Source organism: Sulfuriflexus mobilis, assembly GCF_003967195.1.
GTDB lineage: Bacteria > Pseudomonadota > Gammaproteobacteria > AKS1 > AKS1 > Sulfuriflexus > Sulfuriflexus mobilis.
Window position 1 is genome coordinate 827,108 of sequence record NZ_AP018725.1, and the last position, 21,481, is coordinate 848,588.

The window sequence follows — 21,481 nt, forward strand, 5'->3', positions numbered from 1 at the left end:
TAATACCGTATTTTTTATATCACATTAACCTAAAGGATTTTTCCTGGCTGACGATAAGAGTTCTGAAGAGGGTAAATATCCAGCCATGAGGCGGGGTATATCCGTCAAAGACAACCTTGAACCCCGCAGGTACCGGCCCGCCGTTGAATGGTGAGGAGTGGTACAGAGGGGTACTGGAAACAGTCATGCAGATCGTCAGTACCAACATTGCGTCGCTGAACTCGCAGCGCAATCTGAACCGTTCCCAGTCGCAACTGGGCGTTTCTCTGCAACGCCTGTCATCCGGCCTGCGTATCAACAGTGCCAAAGATGATGCGGCGGGCCTGGCTATTTCCGAACGCATGACGACCCAGATCCGCGGTATGAAACAGGCGCGGACCAATATCAATGACGCCATCTCCATGATGCAAACCAGTGAGGGGGCACTCACCGAAGTCAGCAATCTTTTCCAGCGTGGCCGTGAACTGGCGGTGCAGGCAGCCAATGCCACGAATTCCCAAACTGACCGCGCGGCCATCCAGCTTGAAATCGATCAACTGCTCAGCGAAGTCGATCGCATTACCAGCACCGCAGATTTTAACTCGGTAAAATTATTCGGCGGTGGTGATACCGCCGTGACCTATGATCCTGCCAGCACCGGCCTGACACCCGATCAGGAGCGTGTACTCGAAAGCCTCAAGATCTCGTGGCTGGAACAGAGTGAAAGTCTCGTCAGCCAATATCTGGGGATCACTGCGAGTAACGTCGACCTCGATATCATCTTCGATACCGATACGGGTGCCGCTGATGCCTATGTCACGACCAGTGGTTCAACGGTTGAGTTGCACCTCAACACAGATACCTTCCTGGCAGTCATGAATGCACAAGGCGACTGGCCCAACCAGCCGTTAGACAATCTGATTGCCCACGAGGTCGTGCATGCAGTCATGGTGGCGACTACCAGTCTGGGTACCAATCCCGGCGCGATGCCAAAGTGGTTTTCCGAGGGCGTGGCCGAGTTCCTGCCCGGCGGTGATCTGCGCCTGGACAATGTACTTAACAGCGGTGCCAGCGCCGCCGATGTGATCGCCGAACTTGACAATATCCAGGGATCAAACTGGAATACGACGGATATCCAGTACGCGGCGGCCTACACCGCTACGCGTATCCTGCATGATGAGATTATTGCCGGTGGTCAGGCCGATGGGGTGAAGCACCTGACCCAGTGGCTGGCAGCTGACAATACGCGCACCCTCAACGATTATTTCTCCACTGTCCTGCAACCGGCGAAGGGCGGGGATGTGAACTATGCCGATGCCAATGCCTTTATCGACAATGTCGTGCAAGCGGGCGGCGCTGCCTACATCGGCGGCCTGACCCTGAACAATCTCGATGACACCGGCGGCATCGGTGGTGGTGAGGCGGATGGTGGCGGTCGTGATACCTCTTATACCGGGAGCGTCCCCGATATTGCCAACCTCAGCAACGACCCACTGGCCGGCTTCAACGAAAGCTTCCCAACGGGGTCGCGCGCGATCCTGCTCAGCTCCACGCAAACCCTGCAGTTTCAGGTCGGGGCCAATGTCGGTGAGACCATTGACGTCAGCCTGGTGGGTATTAATGCCGGCAACCTGGGGGTTTCTGATGTTGACCTGACGACGAATGCAACCCAGGCCCTGGGCAAATTTGATGTGGCACTGGATGCCATTAACACCGAACGTGCGCGGCTCGGGGCCACCCAGAACCGGCTCGAGACCGCGGCCGCCTCGCTGGAAACGAGTATCGAGAACAACAGTGCCGCGCGCTCACGTATTCGTGATGCCGACTTCGCCGAAGAAACCGCTGCCCTGACCCGTAGCCAGATCCTGCAGCAGGCCGGTGTGGCTATCTTGCAGCAGGCAAACTCATTGCCACAGCTGGCCTTGAGTTTGCTCCAGTAGCAGGCCTCTACCCCTCAATCGAGTCGTTAATAAAGCCCCTAAAACGCCTATCTTATTGATATATAATAAATAAAAATATTTCCGTCATCGTCCGTATTTTTTACCCCAGGAATTAAAGTTTTTCCGCCAGGCACCGATAAAGAGTGTGGAGGCGGTAAATACCCACCCACTGAGGGCAGGTATATCCGTCAAATACAAACCTTGCACCCCGCGGGTACCGACCTATAGAGGCATGGTACAGAGGGGTATAGGAGCATTATCATGCCACAGATTATTAACACTAATATTGCGTCGCTGAACTCGCAACGTAACCTGAACAAATCCCAGTCAGACCTGGGTGTTTCCCTGCAACGTCTGTCATCCGGTCTGCGTATTAACAGCGCCAAGGATGACGCGGCTGGCCTCGCTATTTCGGAGCGTTTTACCACGCAGATCCGCGGTATCAACCAGGCCGTGCGTAACTCTAACGACGGTATCTCCCTGGCCCAGACCGCTGAAGGTGACCTGGCGCAGATCACCAACAACCTGCAGCGTGTGCGTGAGCTGGCTGTACAGTCTGCCAACGCCACCAACTCCTCGTCTGACCGTGCTGCCCTGCAGCTCGAAGCCTCACAGCTGATTTCTGAAATCGACCGTGTTGCCTCAACCAGTGCCTTTAACGGCGTCAAGCTGCTTGATGGTAACTTTTCCAGCCAGCAGTTCCAGGTTGGCGCTAACCAGGGTGAAACGGTAAGCATTTCATCTATTGCCAGTGCCCGTACAGACGCACTCGGCCAGGCAAACGTTGCCACGGACGTAGGTGCCGCCACATTAGCAGCAGGTGGCCTGACTGCAGGTGACCTGCTGGTTAACGGTACCGACGTCGGCACCGTAGCCAACCCGGGTGTTGCCGGTTCCTTGTCCGCTGATATTGCCGCCGCTATTACCGCCGCTGATTCAGCGGTGACGGTTGCAGTGGGGGCTTCTTCATTTGCGGTAGGTGCCTTTGCCGCTGTTTCTGATGCGGCAACAAATGATGACGGCGTTTATGACCTGACGGTTGAAGGCGTGTCGGTTATTAATGTCACAGATGTTGGTGCGACGGGTAGCACCGTAGCGGCTGCCGATGTGGATAATGCCCTGGCCCTCACCGCGGTTACGGATGCCCTGACCGCCGCCGGTGTCAGCTTCACGGGTACCGCCGCCGGTGGTGACCTGACCTTCAGCAAGACCGATGGCAGCAACCTGAACCTGACCGAGACCCGTACTATTGGTACCGGTGGTACACCGGCACTGACTGGTAACGGTTTTGCCAACCTGGGTACGGGTACAGCGACCGGTTCAGCCGAGGCCTACGGTGCCCTGACCCTGACCTCATCAGCCGACATCGTCATTGCGGGTGCAGCGCCTGCTAATGCCGGTCTGGGCGCAGGTACTGAGGCGGCTGCCTTAACAGGTGTCACAATTACCGCTACCGACATCTCTAGCGTATCCGGTGCTAACGATGCCCTGGCCTCGATTGATGCGGCCTTGACCACCATCAACAGCAGCCGCGCGAACCTGGGTGCTATCCAGAACCGCTTCGAGTCTGTTGTCTCAAGTCTTTCAACTTCGGTTGAGAACCTGAGTGCTGCACGTTCACGTATCCGTGATGCCGACTTCGCTGAAGAAACTGCATCGCTGACACGTAACCAGATCCTGCAGCAGGCTGGTGTGTCTATCCTGTCCCAGGCCAATTCACTGCCACAGTTGGCATTGAGTCTCCTGCAGTAACGGGGTCATTGAAGAACCGCACCCGGACCTCGGTCCGGGTGCAATTCTCCGATAACTGAGAGGTGAGTGGTTATGGCTAACGAAATAAGCAGTCAAATCACATCGACAGTCCTGAATCTAAGCAGACCCGCTGAACAGGCCGGCAACCGGCCGGCTGAGCAGGCCCGCGAACGGGCAATCAATGCCGTGGATGATGTCAGCAACCGGCAAGATATTGCCGCCAAGAGTGCTAATCAACCAGAAAGTGCCGAAGTTCAGGGCAACGATAGTGAACAGTTTGCGACCAAGGCACAGCTGGAACAGGCCGTGAGTGATATCAATGCCTATGTACAGACGATTAACCGTGAGCTCCAGTTCCGTGTGGACGAGGCGCTACCGCTGGGTCGTACGGTGGTAACAGTGATTGATGCCGATACGGAAGAGACGATTCGTGAATTTCCTTCCAAAGAGGCCCTGGCCCTGGCACACCGTCTTAAGGCGGAAGCGGGCGATGCGACGCGTTCACAGATCGAAGGGCTGATTATTTCTGCCCGTGCCTGAGTCTGGCATTAATTCTGCATACATCCCGAGTATCACGACTCGATCGAGGGTAGCATGGCAATAACATCTGCAGGAATTGGTTCAGGATTAGATATTAATAGTCTGGTCACGCAGCTGGTTGCGGCTGAGGCCCAGGCCCCAACGGCACGCCTGGATCGGCGTCAGTCCGACTTGCAATTACGCCTGTCTGCCTATGGACAGCTGAAAAGCTCACTGTCTTCTTTATCCTCGTCTCTGGGCAACCTAAAGAATTTCTCCACCTTTCGCTCCTACACGGCCACCAGTAGTGACAGCGATGTCTTTACCGCCAGCAGCAGCGGCAAGGTCAGCAAGGCAAGTTATGATGTAAACGTCACGGCCCTGGCCAAAAATCACCAATTATCCACTGACCCCACGCTCGCCGGGGCGCAGTTTACCGATGTCACCGACACGCTGAGTACCGGCACCCTGACCTTCAAGTTTGGTACGACGACGTACGATTCGGGTACAGACGTTTATACTGGCTTTGTGCAAAACCCCGAGAGGGCCGCCGCCACCGTCACCATTACCGACAGCAGTCTGGAAGGCGTGCGCAATGCCATTAACGAGGCCGATATTGGTGTGACAGCCTCACTGATTTTTGATGGTACTAATTACAGATTGAGTGTGAGCTCGGATGATACCGGTGCCGATAACAGTTTAGAGATTACCGTCGCCGATGATGATGGTTTTACGAATGACGGCTCGGGCCTGTCATTGCTGAGCTTTAATGGCACCGATAACGACCTGCTGCAAAATGAAGCCGGGGTTAATGCCGGGCTGACGCTGAATGGAATTGCTATCACTAGTAGCAGTAATACCGTGGCCAGTGCGATTGATGGTGTGAGCCTTAATCTTAAGACGCTTGGCAGCGCCAGCCTGAATGTTGATACCGACAAGACAAAGGTAAAGACGGCCATTACCGCATTTGTCGCCTCCTATAATGCCTTTATCGGTGCAGTCAACCAGTTAACTGCCTATAACCCGGATACCAACACCGCCGGTGAGTTAAACGGTGATGGCGTGACGCGCAGTATTACCTCGAATATTCAACGCCTGCTGAGTAACCCGGTAGGAGTTCTCGGTAGTGATTTCACCATTCTCGCTGAGGCCGGCATTACTACCAACCCGGCGGATGGCCGCCTGGTTATTAATGACACGACGCTGGATAAACAGCTGAATGATAACTTTGACAAGTTTATTACCCTGTTTTCGGCCTATGGTGAAACCACTGATATTTACACGAACTTCGTTTCATCGACAGATGATACGACGGTGGGTAACTATGCAGTCAATATCACGACCCTGGCCTCGCGTGGTGATCTGGTAGGTTCTGCCGCGGCGAACCTGACCATTACAGGCGGCAGTAATGATGTCATCACCCTGGACATCGACGGGGTGAGTGCATCAGTGACTCTGTCTGCAGGGACGTATACCGCAGCGGAACTGGTCACCGAGTTAAAAACCAAGATTAATGATAATACTGATTTTAGCAATGCCGGCATTAGTGTCGATGTTACCGAGTCTGCGGGTGTATTGAGTCTGGTTTCGCGGTCCTACGGCTCTTCCTCCCTGGTCGACATTACCGGCGGCAATGGTAAAACGGACCTGGTGGGCGCTGCCGCAACCAGTACGGCAGGTGTCGATGTGGCTGGTACTATCGGCGGTATAGCGGCAACGGGTAAAGGTCAGTTGTTGACGGGGACGGGTGTCACTTCGGGTCTGATAGTAGAAATTACAGGTGCGACACTGGGTGATCGCGGCAGCATTGATTTCAAGCGTGGTTATGCTGAGCAGTTGGGTAACTATGTTGATTCGCTGCTGGCATCAGATGGTTTTTTTGAGTCATCAACGTCTTCCTTAAAGGGGCGTCTCGAAGATATCGCCGATGAACGTACTGCCCTGGCCGACAGGCTGAATTTGATTGAAACACGCCTGCGCAGCCAGTTCGGTGCCCTTGATGCCTTGATAGCGCAGCTACAAAACACCAGTAGTTTCCTGCAACAGCAATTGTCAGCATTGCCGCAGATTGGCGGCTCAAATAGTCGCTAATGGGTAAGAAATATTGCAAATGTATTTTATAAAATAGACTTGAGTTTGCGCAGCAGCGGTCGATAAAGAAAGTAGAAGTATTGGGCAATTATGCATTGATCTGATGTCGGTAAAAAAGGTGTAAATTATGAATATGGCAGCTATGCAAAGTGCACTTAATCAATACAAGCAAGTCGGCGTGCAAAGTGGTATTGAGAGTGCCAGTCCTCATCGTCTTATTCAGATGTTGATGGAAGGCGTGCTGGAAAAGGTCTCTTCAGCGAAAGGCTATATGAGTCGGGGCGAGATCGGTAAGAAGGGCGAATACCTGGGTTGGGCAATCAGTATTCTTGATGGCCTGCGTGTCAGTCTTGATAAGTCCATCGATGCAGAACTGGTTCATAATCTTGATGCACTGTATGAATACATGTCGCGCCGCCTGCTGGAAGCGAATATGAACAATGACCAGGATGTCCTCGATGAGGTTATGGGTCTGATGCGGGAGATCAAGGCCGGCTGGGATGGTATTGCAGAGGAAGCTGCGCACATCGAAGAAGCGAAACTGAAGGCTGCGCATCAAGGTGGCTGATATTGTTTCTTTGCATAGTGATTGGCAGGCCTTGTTGAGTGCCAGTGAGCGAATGCTTGAGTTTGCACACAGTGAAGACTGGTTAAGTCTTGCTGAAGAAGATCTGCAGCGCCAGGCCTTGCTAAAGAAATACTTTGCCGAAAATGGCAACAATGTCTCAGACATCCTGCAAACAGAACGCATCCAGCATTTACAATATATTGAAAAAGAACTGCTAAGCCTGTGTACTGCCGGGCGTGATAGTACCGCCAACAACCTGCATGATATACAGCGTGGTAAAACGGCCGATAAGGCCTATCTGAGTAACAGCATATAGGGATTGATGTTGGCGAAATGATTGTCTGGTTATAGGTCGAGCATCCCTCGGCAATCATAAATCATTAATGTCTTTTTCCATGGCCAGGACACCGTCAGGCTTACCTGGACGTCGTTTCACAGCCAGGCCTGTCTATAGCGGTCGTTGATGAACATGCCGTAGATCATCAATCTGTAGTCTTAAATCATCAATCATCAATTTCTTTTGCTATAGTTAGACCATCATGACTATGGACACCTCAGACAACCATTTTGCCATGGGCATCAGTTTTTCGATGTCTGCGCCCCTGGCGTGGCATATGGCCAGTGGCGAGCTCACATCCCAGCAGTGTGAAGAGAATGAAAAGCTGTTACGGGTCATCCTGGCCCTGGATGAACACCCGCCTGAACATAGTGATGAGCTGGGCGCGCTCGATTTCAAGGTCAATATTGTCCTCGAGCTGCTCGGGGATTTACTGTTGCAGCAGCTGGACCTGCCTGCCGCAGTCAACCTGCGCCTGGGGGCCACGGCATTGATGTGGTCCGGGGACGGTGGGCTGCCGGCCGTCGGTGATCATATCGAGTTATCGATTTACCTGCACCGTACCTTCCCCCGGCCCGTGCTGCTGCGCGGTCGGGTCAATGCTGTTGAAGCCGACACCTGCCATGTACATCTGGATACATTGCCAGATGCCATGCAGGACATGTTTGAAAAATTTATCTTTGCCCATCACCGCCGTGAAGTTGCCCACGCACGCCATAGCCAGTCATAAGCCTGTACCCCTATGTAAAGCGTCATGATTATGGCGTTCGTCTGTGATCTCAATGCTTTGTTAATTAACAAAAAAACATAATTTTTATGATGCTGACACAATCTTTAACGCATTTCAGACGACAATATTTTGACATGAGCATGGTGCAGTGCTTAACTTACGAATCGTTATGAATAATAAGTAATTAAACGCCAAGAGGCCGATACTGAATGGCCTGGATGAGGATATAGCACCATGTTGACGTCTAAGTTGCTGCTTATAGAAGATGATAGCGAACAGCAGCGCGATCTACGGGTGATATTTGATTTCCTGGAATGTGACGATGTTTCCATTAGCACAACCGCGGAATGGCAGGCCGGGGCCGTTGATTTTGCGGCCGTACAAACCATCTTGCTCGGCAAGTGTGGGGGCGACAAACAGCGTAATAAGCTCCTTGCCGAAATCCAGGCACTCGATGAAGATATCCCGGTCTTGCTACTCAGCACCGAGAGCTCGGCGGCACAGCTTGATGCCCTGACATCTACCGATAGTGTCCTCGGCAGCGTCCAGTTACCCGCCAGTCATAGCCAATTAACCCGTATGCTGGATAAGGCGCGTATTTACCGTGAGAGTCGTCGCACCGAGGCCAATGAACGTCCGGTAACCCTGTTCAGGAGCCTGGTGGGAAGCAGCCGGGCAATCCGTCAGGTTCGCCGACTTATCGAGCAGGTGGCGGCGTCCAATGCCAACGTCCTGATCCTCGGCGAGTCGGGCACCGGCAAGGAAGTGGTTGCCCGTAATCTGCACTATAACTCCAATCGTCGTGAGCAGCCCTTTGTGCCCATTAACTGTGGTGCGATTCCTGCCGACTTACTGGAAAGCGAACTGTTTGGCCATGAAAAGGGCGCCTTTACCGGGGCCATCACCGCCCGCCAGGGACGTTTTGAGATGGCCGAGGGCGGCACCCTGTTCCTCGATGAAATCGGTGATATGAGTCTGAATATGCAGGTGAAATTACTGCGTGTTTTGCAGGAACGCACCTTTGAACGGGTTGGCAGTAACAAGAGCATCAAGACCAATGTGCGCATCATCGCTGCCACCCATCGCAACCTCGAAGAACGCATCGCGGAAGGCGAGTTCCGCGAGGATTTATTCTACCGCCTGAATGTCTTTCCCATCGAGATGCCGCCACTGCGTGAACGCAGCAGTGATATCCCCCTGTTGGTCAACGAACTGATCAGCCGTTTTGAAAAGGACAAGCGCGGTTCGGTGCGTCTGACCCCGGCGGCGATTATCTCACTGTGCCAGTATCACTGGCCGGGTAATGTCCGGGAACTGGCCAATCTTATCGAGAGACTCGTGATCCTGTATCCCTATGGGGTGGTCGATCTGGCCGAGTTACCGGAGAAGTTCCGTATCCAGGGTATCAATATGGCCGAGTTGGGAGGACGAGACGAGGAAAATGATGACGACGAGGTGCCGGGTGACAGTTACCGTACAGCCGCGACCTTGAGTCCCCAGCTGCCGAATGAAAACTTCGATCTGAAGGAACACCTCTCGAATATGGAGTACAACTTCATCAAGCAGGCGCTGGAAGAGGCCAATGGGGTTGTAGCCCATGCCGCCAAGCGCCTGAATATGCGTCGAACCACCCTGGTCGAGAAACTGCGAAAATACGACCTGCAGCGCGGTGATGAAGCGACAAACTTTTGACTTCCCCGTGGCCTGTTTAGGTCACTCTAATTGTAACCCCTTGTTATAAAATAAAGATACCTGGTTAGGCACGCTTCTTGCTCCATGATTGACGGACAACAATAACCGTCACGAAAGTGGAGTAAGACCAGTATGAGTCAAGCGGCCCTATCGACCAGTGCAGACCTGCAGAATGCCTTCGAGGTATTTAATGACGTCTCCAGGCAGTTGGCCGACTCCTACCAGGAACTGGAAAGCCGTGTCGCCAGCCTGAATCAGGAACTGGTGACGGCACAGAACGAACGCCTGCAGGAACTCACCGAGAAAGTCCGCGTTGCCGACCGTCTGCAGAGCCTGCTCAAGGCCTTGCCGGCCGGGGTGGTCGTGCTCGATGGTGAGGGCATGGTGGTCGAATGTAACCCCGCTGCCGAAGACCTGCTGGGTGAACCCCTCTCGGGTATACCATGGCTGGATGTTATCAAGCGTGCCTTTGAGCCGCGCGTCGACGATGGTCATGACACCTCTTTACGTGATGGTCGTCGTGTCAGTATTTCGACCCAGGCCCTCGGCAACGAGCCGGGCCAGATCCTGTTACTGCAGGATGTCACCGAAACCCGCAAGTTGCAGGAGGGTCTGAGCCGCCACAAGCGCCTGTCCGACCTGGGCGAGATGGCCGCTTCGTTGGCCCACCAGATACGTACCCCGCTTTCATCGGCGCTGTTGTATTGCTCGCACATCGAGCGTCCCCGGATTGAAATCGAACAGCGTTTGCGCGTGGCCGGCAAGATCCGTAACAGTCTGCATCAGCTTGAGACACAGGTGAACGATATGTTGATGTTCGCCAAGGGCGGCAGTGGTGGTGGCGAGCAGATCCAGATTGATGAATTTGTCAACGAGGTCCGTGAGTCCATGGAGGCCCAGTTACAGCAATACCAGGCGAAGTTTGAATTAAACACGACCAATGGTGATGCCGTGCTGATGGGTAACCGCGAAGCCCTGCGCGGGGCCATGCAGAATCTTATTAACAATGCCTTGCAGGCCTGCGGTGAGAAGGCAGAGTTGCTGTTATCGGCAAGCCTGTGTGAGCAAAATGGTGTGCAGGCCGTGGTGATTTCCCTGGCCGACAATGGTCCCGGTATTCCCAAGACATTACAGGAACAAATCTTTGAACCGTTTTACACCACGCGCAGTCGCGGTACCGGTCTGGGTCTGGCTGTGGTTAAGGCTGTGGCCCATGCGCATAACGGTACGATGTGGGTGGACTCCGAAGAAGGCCGCGGCACGCGCTTTAGTTTATTCCTGCCATTGAATGTAAAGAACTCTGCATTGAGTTCAGGTCAGTCTGCAATAACTGCACTACGAACCGTAAAGAATGAGGAAAGAACATGAATCAGGCAAATGTACTCATTGTTGAAGATGATGCCGCCCTGCAAGAGGCGTTGAGCGATACCCTTGAACTGGCCGGTTTTCATACCCTGACAGCGAATGATGGTCGCATGGCCATGGATATACTCGCCAATGAGTCTGTCGATATGGTGGTGAGTGATGTACAGATGCAGCGTATGGATGGCCATGCCCTGTTACGTGAAATTAAAACCCGTGATGCAGCATTGCCTGTGTTACTGATGACCGCACACGGCTCGATCGAACGTGCCGTCGAGGCGATGCGCGAAGGTGCGGCCGATTACCTGGTTAAGCCTTTCGATGCCGAGGTGCTGGTGGCTATGGTTAGCCAGTATGTCTCTGTTGATAATACCGACAGTGATTTTATCGCCGTCGCCCCAAGCAGTCGTGAGGTACAGCAGGTAGCCACGCGCGTTGCCGACAGCGATGCCACGGTCATGATCACCGGCGAGAGCGGGACGGGCAAGGAGGTGCTGGCCCGGTATATTCACCGCCAGTCACCACGTGCTAAGGCGCCATTTGTTGCCATTAATTGCGCGGCGATCCCGGAAAATATGCTCGAGGCGACCCTCTTCGGTTATGAAAAGGGTGCCTTTACCGGCGCCTACAAGGCCAATGCCGGCAAATTTGAACAGGCCCAGGGCGGTACCCTGCTGCTGGATGAGATTTCGGAAATGGACCTCGGCCTGCAGGCCAAGATCCTGCGCGTCCTGCAAGAGCGTGAAGTCGAGCGTCTTGGCGGCAATACGCTACTACCTCTGGACGTGCGTGTGCTCGCCACCTCCAACCGCGACATGCGTGCCGAGGTGACAGCCGGTCGCTTCCGTGAAGACTTGTTTTATCGCCTGAATGTATTCCCGGTGCATCTTTCGCCGTTACGTGAACGGACAGAAGATATTCAGCCGATCGCCGTACAACTCCTGCGGAAGCAGGCCGTGCGCGCCGGCAAACCGGTGTCATCGCTTTCGGCTCAGGCCATACAACAACTGACCTTGCATAGCTGGCCGGGCAATGTGCGTGAACTGGATAACGTCATGCAACGGGCACTGATCCTGTGTTCGGGTAATGAGATTGATGCCAGCGATTTGATTTTTGAAGCCGCGCCGGCCCCTGCCGTGGTAGACGAAGCGGTTGCCGCTGCGCCAGTCGTGCAGGCCAGCTTGGTAGATATGCCGGAGACAACAGAGGCTTCGCTGGGCGGTGACCTGAAACGACATGAACACACCAGGATTATCGATATGCTGAAAAACTGTATGGGCAATCGCAAACTGGCGGCAGAAAAACTGGGTATCAGCCCGCGTACCCTGCGTTACAAACTGGCGCGTATGCGCGATGACGGTATTGTTCTGCCCGGTTAAGGCCGTGCTCTGATTGAGGATGTGATGATGACTGAAATGAATGTGAATCAATTACTCGCACAAATGCGTTCAATGGCGGAAGTCGCCAAGGGTGTCCAGGTCGACCAGGCGGCGGAGCCCGGGGCCGCCAATTTTGCCGATATGCTGAAAACCTCGATAGATAAAGTGAATGATGTGCAAATGACAGCGGGTCAATTATCCGAGGCCTTCCAGAAGGGTGACCCGAATGTGGCCCTGTCTGATGTAATGATTTCAATGCAAAAGGCCAGTGTTTCATTCCAGGCCATGGTGCAGGTACGAAACAAACTGGTTAACGCCTACAGTGACATTATGAACATGCCTGTATAAGGCCTCTGAGCAGAAACGGATAGTAATAACATGGCACTAGTGAAAGCAGAAAATGTAAGCAACCAGTTTAATGGCTTCAGTGGCCTGCCGGTATTTCGTCAACTCGGCCTGATGATCGGCCTGGCGGCGAGCGTGGCCCTGGGTGTGGCCATCGTCATGTGGTCACAAACGCCCAGCTATCGCTTATTGTTTAACAACCTCTCGGCACAGGATTCAGCGCAGGTTGTCGATGCCCTGCAAAAGTCCGGGATGGAGTACAAACTCGACGAGGCCGATGGCAGTGTCTGGGTAGCGGGTGATGCGCTGCATGAAGCGCGTATGAAACTGGCATCACAGGGTTTGCCGGAAGGCACCGGTGTCGGTTTTGAGCTCATGGATGGCAAGGACGGTTTTGGTAGCAGTCAGTTTATGGAATCGGTGCGTTACCAACGTGCACTCGAAGGGGAATTGTCGCGGACTATCTCGACTCTGAAGTCGGTGCAAAGTGCGCGGGTCCATTTGGCGATCCCGAAACAGTCTGTCTTCGTGCGTAATCGCAAAAAATCGAGTGCCTCGGTGACAGTCAGTCTGTACCCCGGACGTAATCTTGAGCCGGGCCAGATACAGGCAATTGTGAATCTGGTGAGTTCGAGTGTGCCGGAACTCGAGTCGGGTATGATTACAGTGGTTGACCAGCAAGGTCGCCTGCTCACCGATGAACCGGACTCCGGTATGGTCTTTAGTGCCAAGCAATTGGACTATAAACGGCAGATCGAAAATGGTTATATGAAACGCATTGAGGATATCCTCACCCCAATCGTAGGCCCGGGCAAGGTCAAGGCCCAGGTGAATACAGAACTGGACTTCACCGTCACCGAGCAGACCCAGGAGGTCTTTAACCCGGACCAGGTGGCCATGCGCAGCGAGCAGACCATGGAGGAGATGCGCGGCGGTAGTGAGGGTATGGCCGCCGGGGTGCCGGGTGCCCTGAGCAATCAACCACCGGAAGGTGGCACGCTCGGGAACGGTGAGGCACCCCCAAGCATGAGCCAGCCAGCGGTGACAAATAGTACCCGCCGTGCCACGCGTAATTTTGAAGTCGACAAGACCATTAGCCACACGCGCCTGGCCACGGGAACTATCCGTCGCCTGTCCGTGGCCGTGCTGGTTGATAACAAAGCTAGTGCTACAGGCGAGGGCACCCCCTATACAGATGAAGAGATCCAGCGTTTTGTCCAGCTGGTTCAGGATGCCGTGGGTTTTAGTGTGCAGCGAGGGGATCGGATTAACGTATTGAATGCCGCCTTCACCGTGGTACCCGAGCCCGAGCCACTGCCTGAAGAACCGATCTGGAAGCAGGCCTGGGTGCTGGAAATGGGCAAACAGCTGCTGGGTGCGATAGCCATACTGGTACTGGTGTTTACCGTGTTACGTCCGGTCATGCACGAGCTGGCCAAGAAAGGCGTTGATATGAGGGAGTTGGCAAAAAAGATCGGCCATGGCGAAGCCTTCGATGATGAGGATGATGACACCGTCACCCTGTCGGGCAAGGAGACGGCAAGGCAGTTGCAACAGCAGACACATGAGGCACAATTGTCGACAGCCATGAGCATGGTCGATCAGGACCCGCGCACGGTCGCACAGGTATTAAAAAATTGGGTAGGTAACGATGCCGGATGAAGCCTTAGTTGCGGTTGAGAGTAATCTTAACGGCGTAGAACGAGCCGCCGTTTTCCTGTTGTCCCTGGGTGAGGACCGCGCCTCCGAGGTGCTCAAGCATATGGGGCCGAAGGAGGTGCAGGCACTGGGTGCGGCCATGGCCGACCTGGCGAATGTCTCCAAGCGTGAGGTCACTACTGTCCTTTCTGAATTTATAACGATTGCCGAAGACCAGACCGCATTGGGTATCGGTAATGATGAGTACATCCGTAACATGCTCACCAATGCCCTCGGTACCGACAAGGCCAATGGCATTATTGACCGCATCCTGTTTGGCAAGAACAGCAAAGGTCTTGAGCAGTTGAAGTGGATGGATGCGCGCCAGACGGCAGAGTTAATTCGTGTCGAGCATCCACAAATCATTGCTATTATTCTTGCCTACCTCGATAACGATCAGTCCGCCGAGGTTCTGTCCATGTTGCCCGAGAATATGCGTCTGGATATCATGATGCGCGTCGCCTCGCTGGATGGTATACAACCGAATGCCCTGAGCGAACTCAACGATATCATGGAAAAACAATTTCTTGGTGAGAATACCAGCAGTATCAAGTCTTCCAGTGTTGGTGGCGTCAAGGCCGCGGCAGATATACTCAATGTCATGGAGACGTCGATCGAAAATGACATTATGGATAAGATGAAGGAAGTCGATGCAGACCTGAGTCAGGCCATTCTCGATAATATGTTTGTCTTTGCCAACCTCTCGGAAATAGACGACCGTGGTATTCAGTCATTGTTGCGTGAGACCTCTACCGACAACCTGGTGACGGCCCTGAAGGGTGCCGATACAACCCTGAAAGAAAAGGTCTTCAAGAATATGTCCAAACGTGCCGGCGAAATGCTGCGTGATGACCTGGAGTCAAAAGGCCCTGTGCGTCTCAGTGAGGTGGAAGAGGCACAAAAGGAAATTATTGCCATTGCGCGTCGCATGACCGAGTCCGGCGAGATATCACTGGGAGGCAAGGGTGATGAGTTCGTCTCCTAACAAACCTCGACTGATAGATGGTGAAGGCATTGCCTGTGACCGCTGGGAGGCCCCTTCAATACAAAAGCCGACGGCAAAGGAGCTCGCCGAACAGCAGGCTCAGAAAAAGGTGGTTGAGCATCAGCGCATGCTTACGGCCGAGGCGATTGAAAAGCTGCAACAACAAGCCTACGAGGAAGGTCGAGCTGAGGGGCTGCAAAAAGGCCTCGATGAGGCGGTAGAAGAGACACGCCAACGTGTCGGTCATCTCGAGGCCATTCTGAATAAACTCGAACAACCTTTGCAGGACCTCGACGAACGCCTGGTTGAGCAGATGGTGAACCTGTCGGTGACAATTGCCCGGCAGCTGGTACGGCGCGAATTGCGGATCGACCCCGGCCAGGTCGTCGCCGTGGTGCGTGAAACCATCTCTAATCTGCCGGTGGGGGCACGCAATATCCGGGTCTTTCTTAATCCTGAAGATGCCGAAGTGGTTCGTGGTGTCCTGGCTGTGGGTTCAGCCGAACAACGCTGGGAAATCGTTGAAGAACCGGTGATGAGTCGGGGTGGTTGCAAGGTGATTACCGATTCATCGCGTATTGACGCAAGCATGGAGACACGCCTGACATCGATAGCTGCCAGTCTGCTGGGTGGCGAGCGTAAAGAAGACGATGAATCCGGCACAGATTGACCGCAGCCAGAGCTGGTGTGATGAACTGGCGCGTTACCAACAACGCGCCGAGCAGACACCACAAATGATGGTTGAGGGCAAACTCACCCGTATGGTTGGTATGACCCTGGAGGCCATCGGTTGCCTGGCCCCGGTGGGTGCCGTGTGCGATATCGTCGCGCCGAATGGCGACATTGCCAAGGCCGAGGTCGTCGGCTTTGCAGGCGAGCGGTTGTTTCTTATGCCAACTGAAGAGATCCACGGCCTGGTACCCGATTCACGGGTCATCCCTACCGGTGAGATTTATAATGTCCCTGTCAGCGATGACATTCTTGGCCGGGTGATCGATGGCGCCGGCAGGCCCTTGGATGGCAAGGGGCCGATTTCCAGTGAGGAAAGCGTCTCCCTGAATGGCAAACTGATCAATCCCATGCAACGTAAACCCATCCACGAACCACTGGATGTGGGGGTACGTGCGATCAATGCCTTGTTAACCGTAGGCCGCGGCCAACGTATGGGTTTGTTTGCGGGCAGTGGTGTCGGCAAGAGTGTTCTGCTCGGTATGATGACGCGTTTCACTACCGCCGACGTGATTGTCGTCGGCATGATCGGCGAGCGTGGCCGAGAGGTAAAAGAATTTATCGAGAGGACACTCGGTGAGGAAGGTATGCGCCGTGCCGTAGTGGTGGCGGCTCCTGCCGATACCACTCCGCTGATGCGTATTCATGGTGCCATGCTCGCAACCAGTATTGCCGAGTACTTCCGAGACAAGGGTCATAACGTGTTATTGCTCATGGACTCCCTGACCCGTTATGCGCAGGCACAACGTGAAATTGCCCTGGCCATCGGCGAGCCGCCTGCCACCAAGGGTTATCCGCCATCGGTCTTTGCCCGCCTGCCGCAACTGGTCGAAAGGGCCGGCAATGGTGATCATGGGGGGGGCTCGATCACGGCCTTTTATACCGTGCTCGCCGAGGGCGATGACCAGAATGACCCGATCGCCGACGCCGCACGCGCAATCCTCGATGGACATATCGTGCTGACTCGTGACCTGGCCGATTCAGGGCATTACCCGGCGATTGATATTGAAAAATCCATTAGTCGTGCCATGACCGAGATCGTGGCAGAGAATCAGCAGACCGATGCGCGCAGGTTCAAGAAATTTTATTCTACTTATGAAAAGAGTCGTGACCTGATCTCGGTGGGCGCCTATATCCCGGGTCATGATGTCCGTCTGGATGCGGCGGTGCAGATACACCCGCAGTTAGTCGAGTTTTTGCAGCAAGGCATGAACGAGCCGGTCGACCTTGGGCGTAGTTGTGCCACACTGGATGGTATCGTTAATGCCGATCAGCGCCAGCTTCAGGCTGAACAGACTGTACAGGATATCCAGGAAACACGCTTATGACCAAGTCAGAGCGCCTGAAACCGGTTGCCCAGATTGCCGAATCACGTGAGCGTGAGGCCGCGCGCATCATGGCAGAACAGCAACAACACCTGGAACAGCAAATTCAACGCCTGGAGGAATTACGTAACTACCGCAGCGAATATGCCCAGCGTATGCAGGATGCCGGTTGCCAGGGTATCGATGCCGGGCAGATGGTGGAATACGGCAATTTCATTCGTCGCCTTGATGAGGGCGCACAATTCCAGCTGCAAAAGATCGAAGAGGCCAGGCGCCTGCTGGACATCCGCACACGTGAATGGCGTGCGCTGCATACCAAGACTGAAGCCCTGAATAAGGTCGTCGACCGCTTCCAAAACAACGAGCGCCATCTCAGCGACCGGCGCGAACAGAATGAGAACGATGAACGTGCGCAGTACCGTCGCCGCGACTTCCACGACAAGTAATAAGCCCCCCGCATTACCCACACCGTCTAAATGGTTGGCACAGTCCTTGCTCTTTCCTGTGTAGAGAACGTTATCAGGTTAGAAATTGGAGAACGACCATGTCAGAACAATTGCCGATTACGCCCGCCCCGGCGCCGAAAAATAACCTCAATAAGGTATCGTCGACACGTGCCTCGAATGAGGTAAGTGATGAAAAACAAAGTGAATTTGGTGGCGTCCTGGCAAACCAGGTGGAACAGAAAGGCACTGCAAAGAAGGCCGGGGTGAGCGCCTCGGGCCCGGAGACGGAAACGGATCAAGCCGCCATTAACACGGAAAAGACTGAAGAAGGCTTGCCGCAGGGCGGCAAGGACTTGCCGATCGAAGCGGCATTGGCCGAACGAGACGTGGAATGGCTCGAATTGGGCAGCGGACAGGTAGAAACTGCCCCGGAAACGGTGGAAGTGGCCGAGACGACTTTGACCGACGCGATTAGCGTTGATGAGGTCGCGTTGAGTGATGAAACGCTTACAACGGTGGTCGCCGGGACGGCCACAGCGACGGCGGTCGTCGTCGATGAAAAAATAGCTGTAACCGGCAACGTTGGTACAGACAAGCCGGTGACGCCGGTTCTGGTTCAGGAGGCGGCCAAGCGGGTGATCAGTGGACAGGTCGCCACAAATGCCATCGATGATGGTGCCCAGACCCAGGTGGTCGAACAGCAACGTCGTGATGCCTTTCTGCCCGGCAATGTGATTTCACTTGCCGCGCGTGCTGAGTCAGAAAAGACCCCCTTTCAGGCTAATCGCATCATTGAACAGTTTACCGATGTCAGTGCCCGTCAGGCAGGCAATGCCCAGCCCAGTACTGCATCCACGCTGACGCCACTCAGCCCGGTGACGACCACGGGCAGTGCCACCAGCAGTGCCACGGGGCTGCAGCAGGTGAGTATTGATGTCCCCGTGCAGCATCAGCAGTGGCAAAAGGCCTTTGCCGAGCGCGTCGTTTGGTCGGTCGGTAATAACCAATCCATACAGGTGCGGGTCAATCCTGCCGAGCTGGGCCCTATTGATATTCAGGTGAATGTCACCAAGGAACAGGCCCATATAACCTTTAATACTGCCCATGCCAGTACACGAGATTCTATCGAATCGGCCCTGCCGAGGTTGCGTGACATGCTGGCCAATGAGGGACTGAGCCTCGGTGATGTTGATGTACGCCACCAGGACAGTTCTGCACAGGGGCAGACGACTGGGCACGATGGACAGGGCAGAGGCACCGCACAGGTCGATTCGGCTCAATTGACTGCTGCCAGCGAACAGGCTGAGGTCATGTTACGTCCGGTCATGGTCAGTGACAGGGCGGTGGATTATTATATCTGAACGATGACGAATAACCGCTAGTGATCAGTGACTTGGCGGTTTTTTATATAACCGCGTCAGGATTTTGTCATGATGATCGGGATTGGCGTATGCGTTGCCTGCACTTTGTGAGTACGCCGACATCTCTCTAACCTGCTGTTTATCAAAATATTAATGTAATTTCCGCAGTCTTTTTCGGCCAGGGACAGGGCGTATTGCCTATAATCCTGCCAGTGGCATGGCTCTTGCTACATCAGTGACGAGAAGAACCAGGAGTCACTTTTATGGCGATCGAAGAAGAAGATTTGGAGCTTGATGCCGAGGCTGCCGTTAAGGGCAAATCAAGCAAGGTCAAAATTATTATTATTGCACTGGTCGTACTCATCCTGATGGGTACTTCGATCGGGGTGACCTTGTATTTTACCGGTGCCTTCGGCTCCGCAGAGGAGCAGGGTGAGGAAAAGGCCGAAGCTGAGGTCAAGCAACCTGAGCAGGCTGGCAAACTAATCTACCACGCCTTCGAGCCCCCCTTCGTCGTGAATTTTGAAGACAAGGGTGTTGTCCGATTTTTGCAGATTGGCCTGAGTGTAATGACCAAGGATGAAGGCGTTATTACCAGCATCCAGCAGCACGACCCGGTACTGCGTAACAATCTGGTGTTGTTATTTAGCAGTCAGTCTTTCAAGACCCTGACTACGCGTGAAGGCAAAGAGGCCCTGCGTGCGCAAACTCTCAAGGAGATCCAGGGCGCACTGGAAAAACAGGGTGCCAAGTCGGCTGTCGAAGAGGTCTTTTTCACCAGCTTCGTGATTCAATAATCATGTCCGTCAACGACTTACTTTCACAGGAAGAGATCGATGCGCTGTTGCATGGCGTATCGGGTGGTGATGTTGAAACCGGTGGTGATGTGTCGGCCGATGACGGCTCAATGCGCTCCTATAACTTCGCAGTAGAAGACCGGATTGTCCGTGGTCGTTTACCGACCCTGGAAATGATTAACGAACGTTTTGCAAGATTATTCCGTGCCAGCCTGTTCAATCTGTTACGCCGTTCTGCCGAGATTTCAGTTGGTGGCGTGCAGATGATGAAATTTGCTGAATACATACATAGCCTGTTTGTGCCGACCAGCCTGAATCTGGTGAAGATGTCGCCATTACGCGGTACTTCCTTGTTTGTCCTCGACCCGAAGCTGGTGTTTATCCTGGTAGATAACTTTTTTGGTGGGGCGGGGCGTCATGCCAAGATTGAGGGGCGTGAATTCACCCCGACCGAGCTGCGCATTGTGCAAATTGTGCTTGCTGATATTTTCAAGAATCTCGAAGCGGCCTGGCGTCCGATATTTGATATCGCGTTTGAATACCAGAGCTCGGAAGTTAACCCGCAGTTTGCAAACATCGTCAGCCCGACAGAAGTCGTGGTATTGACCAAGTTCACGATCGAACTGGATGGCGGCGGCGGCGATCTGCACATTACTATGCCTTACTCCATGCTTGAGCCCATTCGTGAATTGCTCGATGCCGGTGTGCAAAGTGATCGGTCCGATACCGATATGCGCTGGATTTCCGCCCTGCGTGATGAAATTAAAAGCGCCAAAGTCGAAGTCGATTGTCGGCTGACTGAAACTGAACTCAGTGTCCAGGAAATCCTGGATATGAAGGCAGGCGACATTATTCCTATTGAGATGCCGGAAACGGTCATTCTGCGTTCAGGTGGCATCCCGATACTACGTGGTATTTACGGTGAGTCGCATGGCAATAAAGCGATTAAGGTCTTCTCGCCGATTGAAAGGCCTGATAACAAACAACTTGTCGAATTGATTCCTAAGAAGGATATGGCAAATGAATGACACAACTGATGAAAATGAACAATCTGCTGATGTCGCTGATGACTGGGCGGCCGCGATGGAAGAGTCAGGCGATGCAGCGGCAGTGACTGATAGTGATGCGCAGGCAGCGCCCATGCCGCAGCTGGAAGATGACGCCGAGGCAGTGACAAACGAAGATGCCAATATCGATGTCATCCTCGATATACCCGTGACAATTGCTATGGAAATCGGTCGTACTACGATCAATATCAGGAACCTGTTGCAATTGAATCAGGGTTCAGTGGTAGAGCTGGATCGTCTCGCGGGTGAACCCATGGATGTCATGGTCAATGGCACCCTGATTGCGCATGGCGAAGTAGTGGTGGTGAACGACAAGTTCGGTATTCGTCTAACCGATGTAGTCAGTGCCGCTGAACGTCTGAAAAAGCTCAAGTAACCC

General features: G+C 53.9%; 20 protein-coding genes. All 20 read left to right on the top strand.

The genetic code is table 11. The annotated features are described in order from the left end of the window. Window positions 1-116: 116 nt before the first annotated feature. Window positions 117-1,919 (top strand): flagellinolysin, encoded by a 1,803-nt coding sequence (locus tag EL386_RS04270; protein ID WP_126453760.1) that lies wholly within the window; start codon window positions 117-119, stop codon window positions 1,917-1,919. A gap of 261 nt (window positions 1,920-2,180) precedes the next feature. Next, window positions 2,181-3,671: a flagellin N-terminal helical domain-containing protein gene (locus tag EL386_RS04275; protein WP_126453762.1), complete on the top strand. Its 1,491-nt coding sequence runs from the start codon at window positions 2,181-2,183 to the stop codon at window positions 3,669-3,671. A 72-nt stretch (window positions 3,672-3,743) separates the two neighbouring features. Then, complete coding sequence (locus EL386_RS04280) at window positions 3,744-4,211, top strand: flagellar protein FlaG (protein WP_126453764.1); 468 nt, start codon at window positions 3,744-3,746, stop codon at window positions 4,209-4,211. A 54-nt stretch (window positions 4,212-4,265) separates the two neighbouring features. Further along, window positions 4,266-6,281: a flagellar filament capping protein FliD gene (gene fliD / locus EL386_RS04285; protein WP_126453766.1), complete on the top strand. Its 2,016-nt coding sequence runs from the start codon at window positions 4,266-4,268 to the stop codon at window positions 6,279-6,281. Between the two features lie 127 nt (window positions 6,282-6,408). Next, window positions 6,409-6,849, top strand: coding sequence for a flagellar export chaperone FliS (fliS, locus tag EL386_RS04290; RefSeq protein WP_420856721.1), 441 nt, complete (start codon window positions 6,409-6,411; stop codon window positions 6,847-6,849). After that, window positions 6,842-7,165 (top strand): flagellar protein FliT, encoded by a 324-nt coding sequence (locus EL386_RS04295; RefSeq protein ID WP_126453768.1) that lies wholly within the window; start codon window positions 6,842-6,844, stop codon window positions 7,163-7,165. The genes fliS and EL386_RS04295 overlap by 8 nt, the downstream gene beginning before the upstream one ends. Before the next feature lie 223 nt (window positions 7,166-7,388). Next, the gene (locus tag EL386_RS04300) at window positions 7,389-7,916 is read left to right on the top strand and encodes a PilZ domain-containing protein (RefSeq protein ID WP_126453770.1); all 528 of its coding nucleotides are present in this window, start codon (window positions 7,389-7,391) and stop codon (window positions 7,914-7,916) included. Between the two features lie 234 nt (window positions 7,917-8,150). Continuing rightward, window positions 8,151-9,608, top strand: a complete 1,458-nt coding sequence (locus EL386_RS04305; RefSeq protein WP_126453772.1) for a sigma-54 dependent transcriptional regulator — start codon at window positions 8,151-8,153, stop codon at window positions 9,606-9,608. 132 nt (window positions 9,609-9,740) lie between these two features. After that, entirely contained in the window at window positions 9,741-10,976 is a 1,236-nt protein-coding gene (locus tag EL386_RS04310; protein ID WP_126453774.1) for a sensor histidine kinase, read from the top strand. Next, entirely contained in the window at window positions 10,973-12,349 is a 1,377-nt protein-coding gene (locus tag EL386_RS04315; RefSeq protein WP_126453775.1) for a sigma-54-dependent transcriptional regulator, read from the top strand. Before EL386_RS04310 ends, EL386_RS04315 begins: the two co-directional genes overlap by 4 nt. 24 nt (window positions 12,350-12,373) lie before the next feature. Then, window positions 12,374-12,697: a flagellar hook-basal body complex protein FliE gene (gene fliE / locus EL386_RS04320; RefSeq protein ID WP_232020245.1), complete on the top strand. Its 324-nt coding sequence runs from the start codon at window positions 12,374-12,376 to the stop codon at window positions 12,695-12,697. A gap of 30 nt (window positions 12,698-12,727) precedes the next feature. Then, window positions 12,728-14,356 carry a flagellar basal-body MS-ring/collar protein FliF gene (fliF, locus tag EL386_RS04325; RefSeq protein ID WP_126453777.1) on the top strand — a complete coding sequence of 543 codons (1,629 nt, stop codon included), beginning with the start codon at window positions 12,728-12,730 and terminating at the stop codon, window positions 14,354-14,356. Further along, entirely contained in the window at window positions 14,346-15,377 is a 1,032-nt protein-coding gene (gene fliG / locus EL386_RS04330) for a flagellar motor switch protein FliG (protein ID WP_126453779.1), read from the top strand. The genes fliF and fliG overlap by 11 nt, the downstream gene beginning before the upstream one ends. After that, complete coding sequence (locus tag EL386_RS04335) at window positions 15,361-16,047, top strand: flagellar assembly protein FliH (protein WP_126453781.1); 687 nt, start codon at window positions 15,361-15,363, stop codon at window positions 16,045-16,047. The genes fliG and EL386_RS04335 overlap by 17 nt, the downstream gene beginning before the upstream one ends. Then, window positions 16,028-17,434, top strand: coding sequence for a flagellar protein export ATPase FliI (gene fliI, locus EL386_RS04340; protein WP_126453783.1), 1,407 nt, complete (start codon window positions 16,028-16,030; stop codon window positions 17,432-17,434). The genes EL386_RS04335 and fliI overlap by 20 nt, the downstream gene beginning before the upstream one ends. After that, window positions 17,431-17,877, top strand: coding sequence for a flagellar export protein FliJ (gene fliJ / locus EL386_RS04345; protein ID WP_126453785.1), 447 nt, complete (start codon window positions 17,431-17,433; stop codon window positions 17,875-17,877). The genes fliI and fliJ overlap by 4 nt, the downstream gene beginning before the upstream one ends. Window positions 17,878-17,975: 98 nt before the next feature. Then, window positions 17,976-19,238 (top strand): flagellar hook-length control protein FliK, encoded by a 1,263-nt coding sequence (locus EL386_RS04350; RefSeq protein ID WP_126453787.1) that lies wholly within the window; start codon window positions 17,976-17,978, stop codon window positions 19,236-19,238. Window positions 19,239-19,501: 263 nt separating this feature from the next. Further along, window positions 19,502-20,035, top strand: a complete 534-nt coding sequence (locus tag EL386_RS04355) for a flagellar basal body-associated FliL family protein (protein WP_126453789.1) — start codon at window positions 19,502-19,504, stop codon at window positions 20,033-20,035. A 2-nt stretch (window positions 20,036-20,037) separates the two neighbouring features. Next, window positions 20,038-21,063: a flagellar motor switch protein FliM gene (gene fliM / locus EL386_RS04360; protein WP_126453791.1), complete on the top strand. Its 1,026-nt coding sequence runs from the start codon at window positions 20,038-20,040 to the stop codon at window positions 21,061-21,063. Continuing rightward, window positions 21,056-21,478 (top strand): flagellar motor switch protein FliN, encoded by a 423-nt coding sequence (fliN, locus tag EL386_RS04365; RefSeq protein WP_126453793.1) that lies wholly within the window; start codon window positions 21,056-21,058, stop codon window positions 21,476-21,478. The genes fliM and fliN overlap by 8 nt, the downstream gene beginning before the upstream one ends. The last annotated feature ends 3 nt before the right edge of the window (window positions 21,479-21,481 follow it).

Excerpts from the sequence above, each read along its gene's own strand:
- EL386_RS04275 (WP_126453762.1), top strand. The coding sequence starts at position 2,181 with ATGCCACAGATTATTAACACTAATATTGCGTCGCTGAACTCGCAACGT.
- EL386_RS04280 (WP_126453764.1), top strand. The coding sequence starts at position 3,744 with ATGGCTAACGAAATAAGCAGTCAAATCACATCGACAGTCCTGAATCTA.
- fliD (WP_126453766.1), top strand. The coding sequence starts at position 4,266 with ATGGCAATAACATCTGCAGGAATTGGTTCAGGATTAGATATTAATAGT.
- fliS (WP_420856721.1), top strand. The coding sequence starts at position 6,409 with ATGAATATGGCAGCTATGCAAAGTGCACTTAATCAATACAAGCAAGTC.
- EL386_RS04300 (WP_126453770.1), top strand. The coding sequence starts at position 7,389 with ATGACTATGGACACCTCAGACAACCATTTTGCCATGGGCATCAGTTTT.
- EL386_RS04305 (WP_126453772.1), top strand. The coding sequence starts at position 8,151 with ATGTTGACGTCTAAGTTGCTGCTTATAGAAGATGATAGCGAACAGCAG.
- EL386_RS04310 (WP_126453774.1), top strand. The coding sequence starts at position 9,741 with ATGAGTCAAGCGGCCCTATCGACCAGTGCAGACCTGCAGAATGCCTTC.
- EL386_RS04315 (WP_126453775.1), top strand. The coding sequence starts at position 10,973 with ATGAATCAGGCAAATGTACTCATTGTTGAAGATGATGCCGCCCTGCAA.
- fliE (WP_232020245.1), top strand. The coding sequence starts at position 12,374 with ATGATGACTGAAATGAATGTGAATCAATTACTCGCACAAATGCGTTCA.
- fliF (WP_126453777.1), top strand. The coding sequence starts at position 12,728 with ATGGCACTAGTGAAAGCAGAAAATGTAAGCAACCAGTTTAATGGCTTC.
- fliG (WP_126453779.1), top strand. The coding sequence starts at position 14,346 with ATGCCGGATGAAGCCTTAGTTGCGGTTGAGAGTAATCTTAACGGCGTA.
- EL386_RS04335 (WP_126453781.1), top strand. The coding sequence starts at position 15,361 with ATGAGTTCGTCTCCTAACAAACCTCGACTGATAGATGGTGAAGGCATT.
- fliI (WP_126453783.1), top strand. The coding sequence starts at position 16,028 with ATGAATCCGGCACAGATTGACCGCAGCCAGAGCTGGTGTGATGAACTG.
- fliJ (WP_126453785.1), top strand. The coding sequence starts at position 17,431 with ATGACCAAGTCAGAGCGCCTGAAACCGGTTGCCCAGATTGCCGAATCA.
- EL386_RS04350 (WP_126453787.1), top strand. The coding sequence starts at position 17,976 with ATGTCAGAACAATTGCCGATTACGCCCGCCCCGGCGCCGAAAAATAAC.
- EL386_RS04355 (WP_126453789.1), top strand. The coding sequence starts at position 19,502 with ATGGCGATCGAAGAAGAAGATTTGGAGCTTGATGCCGAGGCTGCCGTT.
- fliM (WP_126453791.1), top strand. The coding sequence starts at position 20,038 with ATGTCCGTCAACGACTTACTTTCACAGGAAGAGATCGATGCGCTGTTG.
- fliN (WP_126453793.1), top strand. The coding sequence starts at position 21,056 with ATGAATGACACAACTGATGAAAATGAACAATCTGCTGATGTCGCTGAT.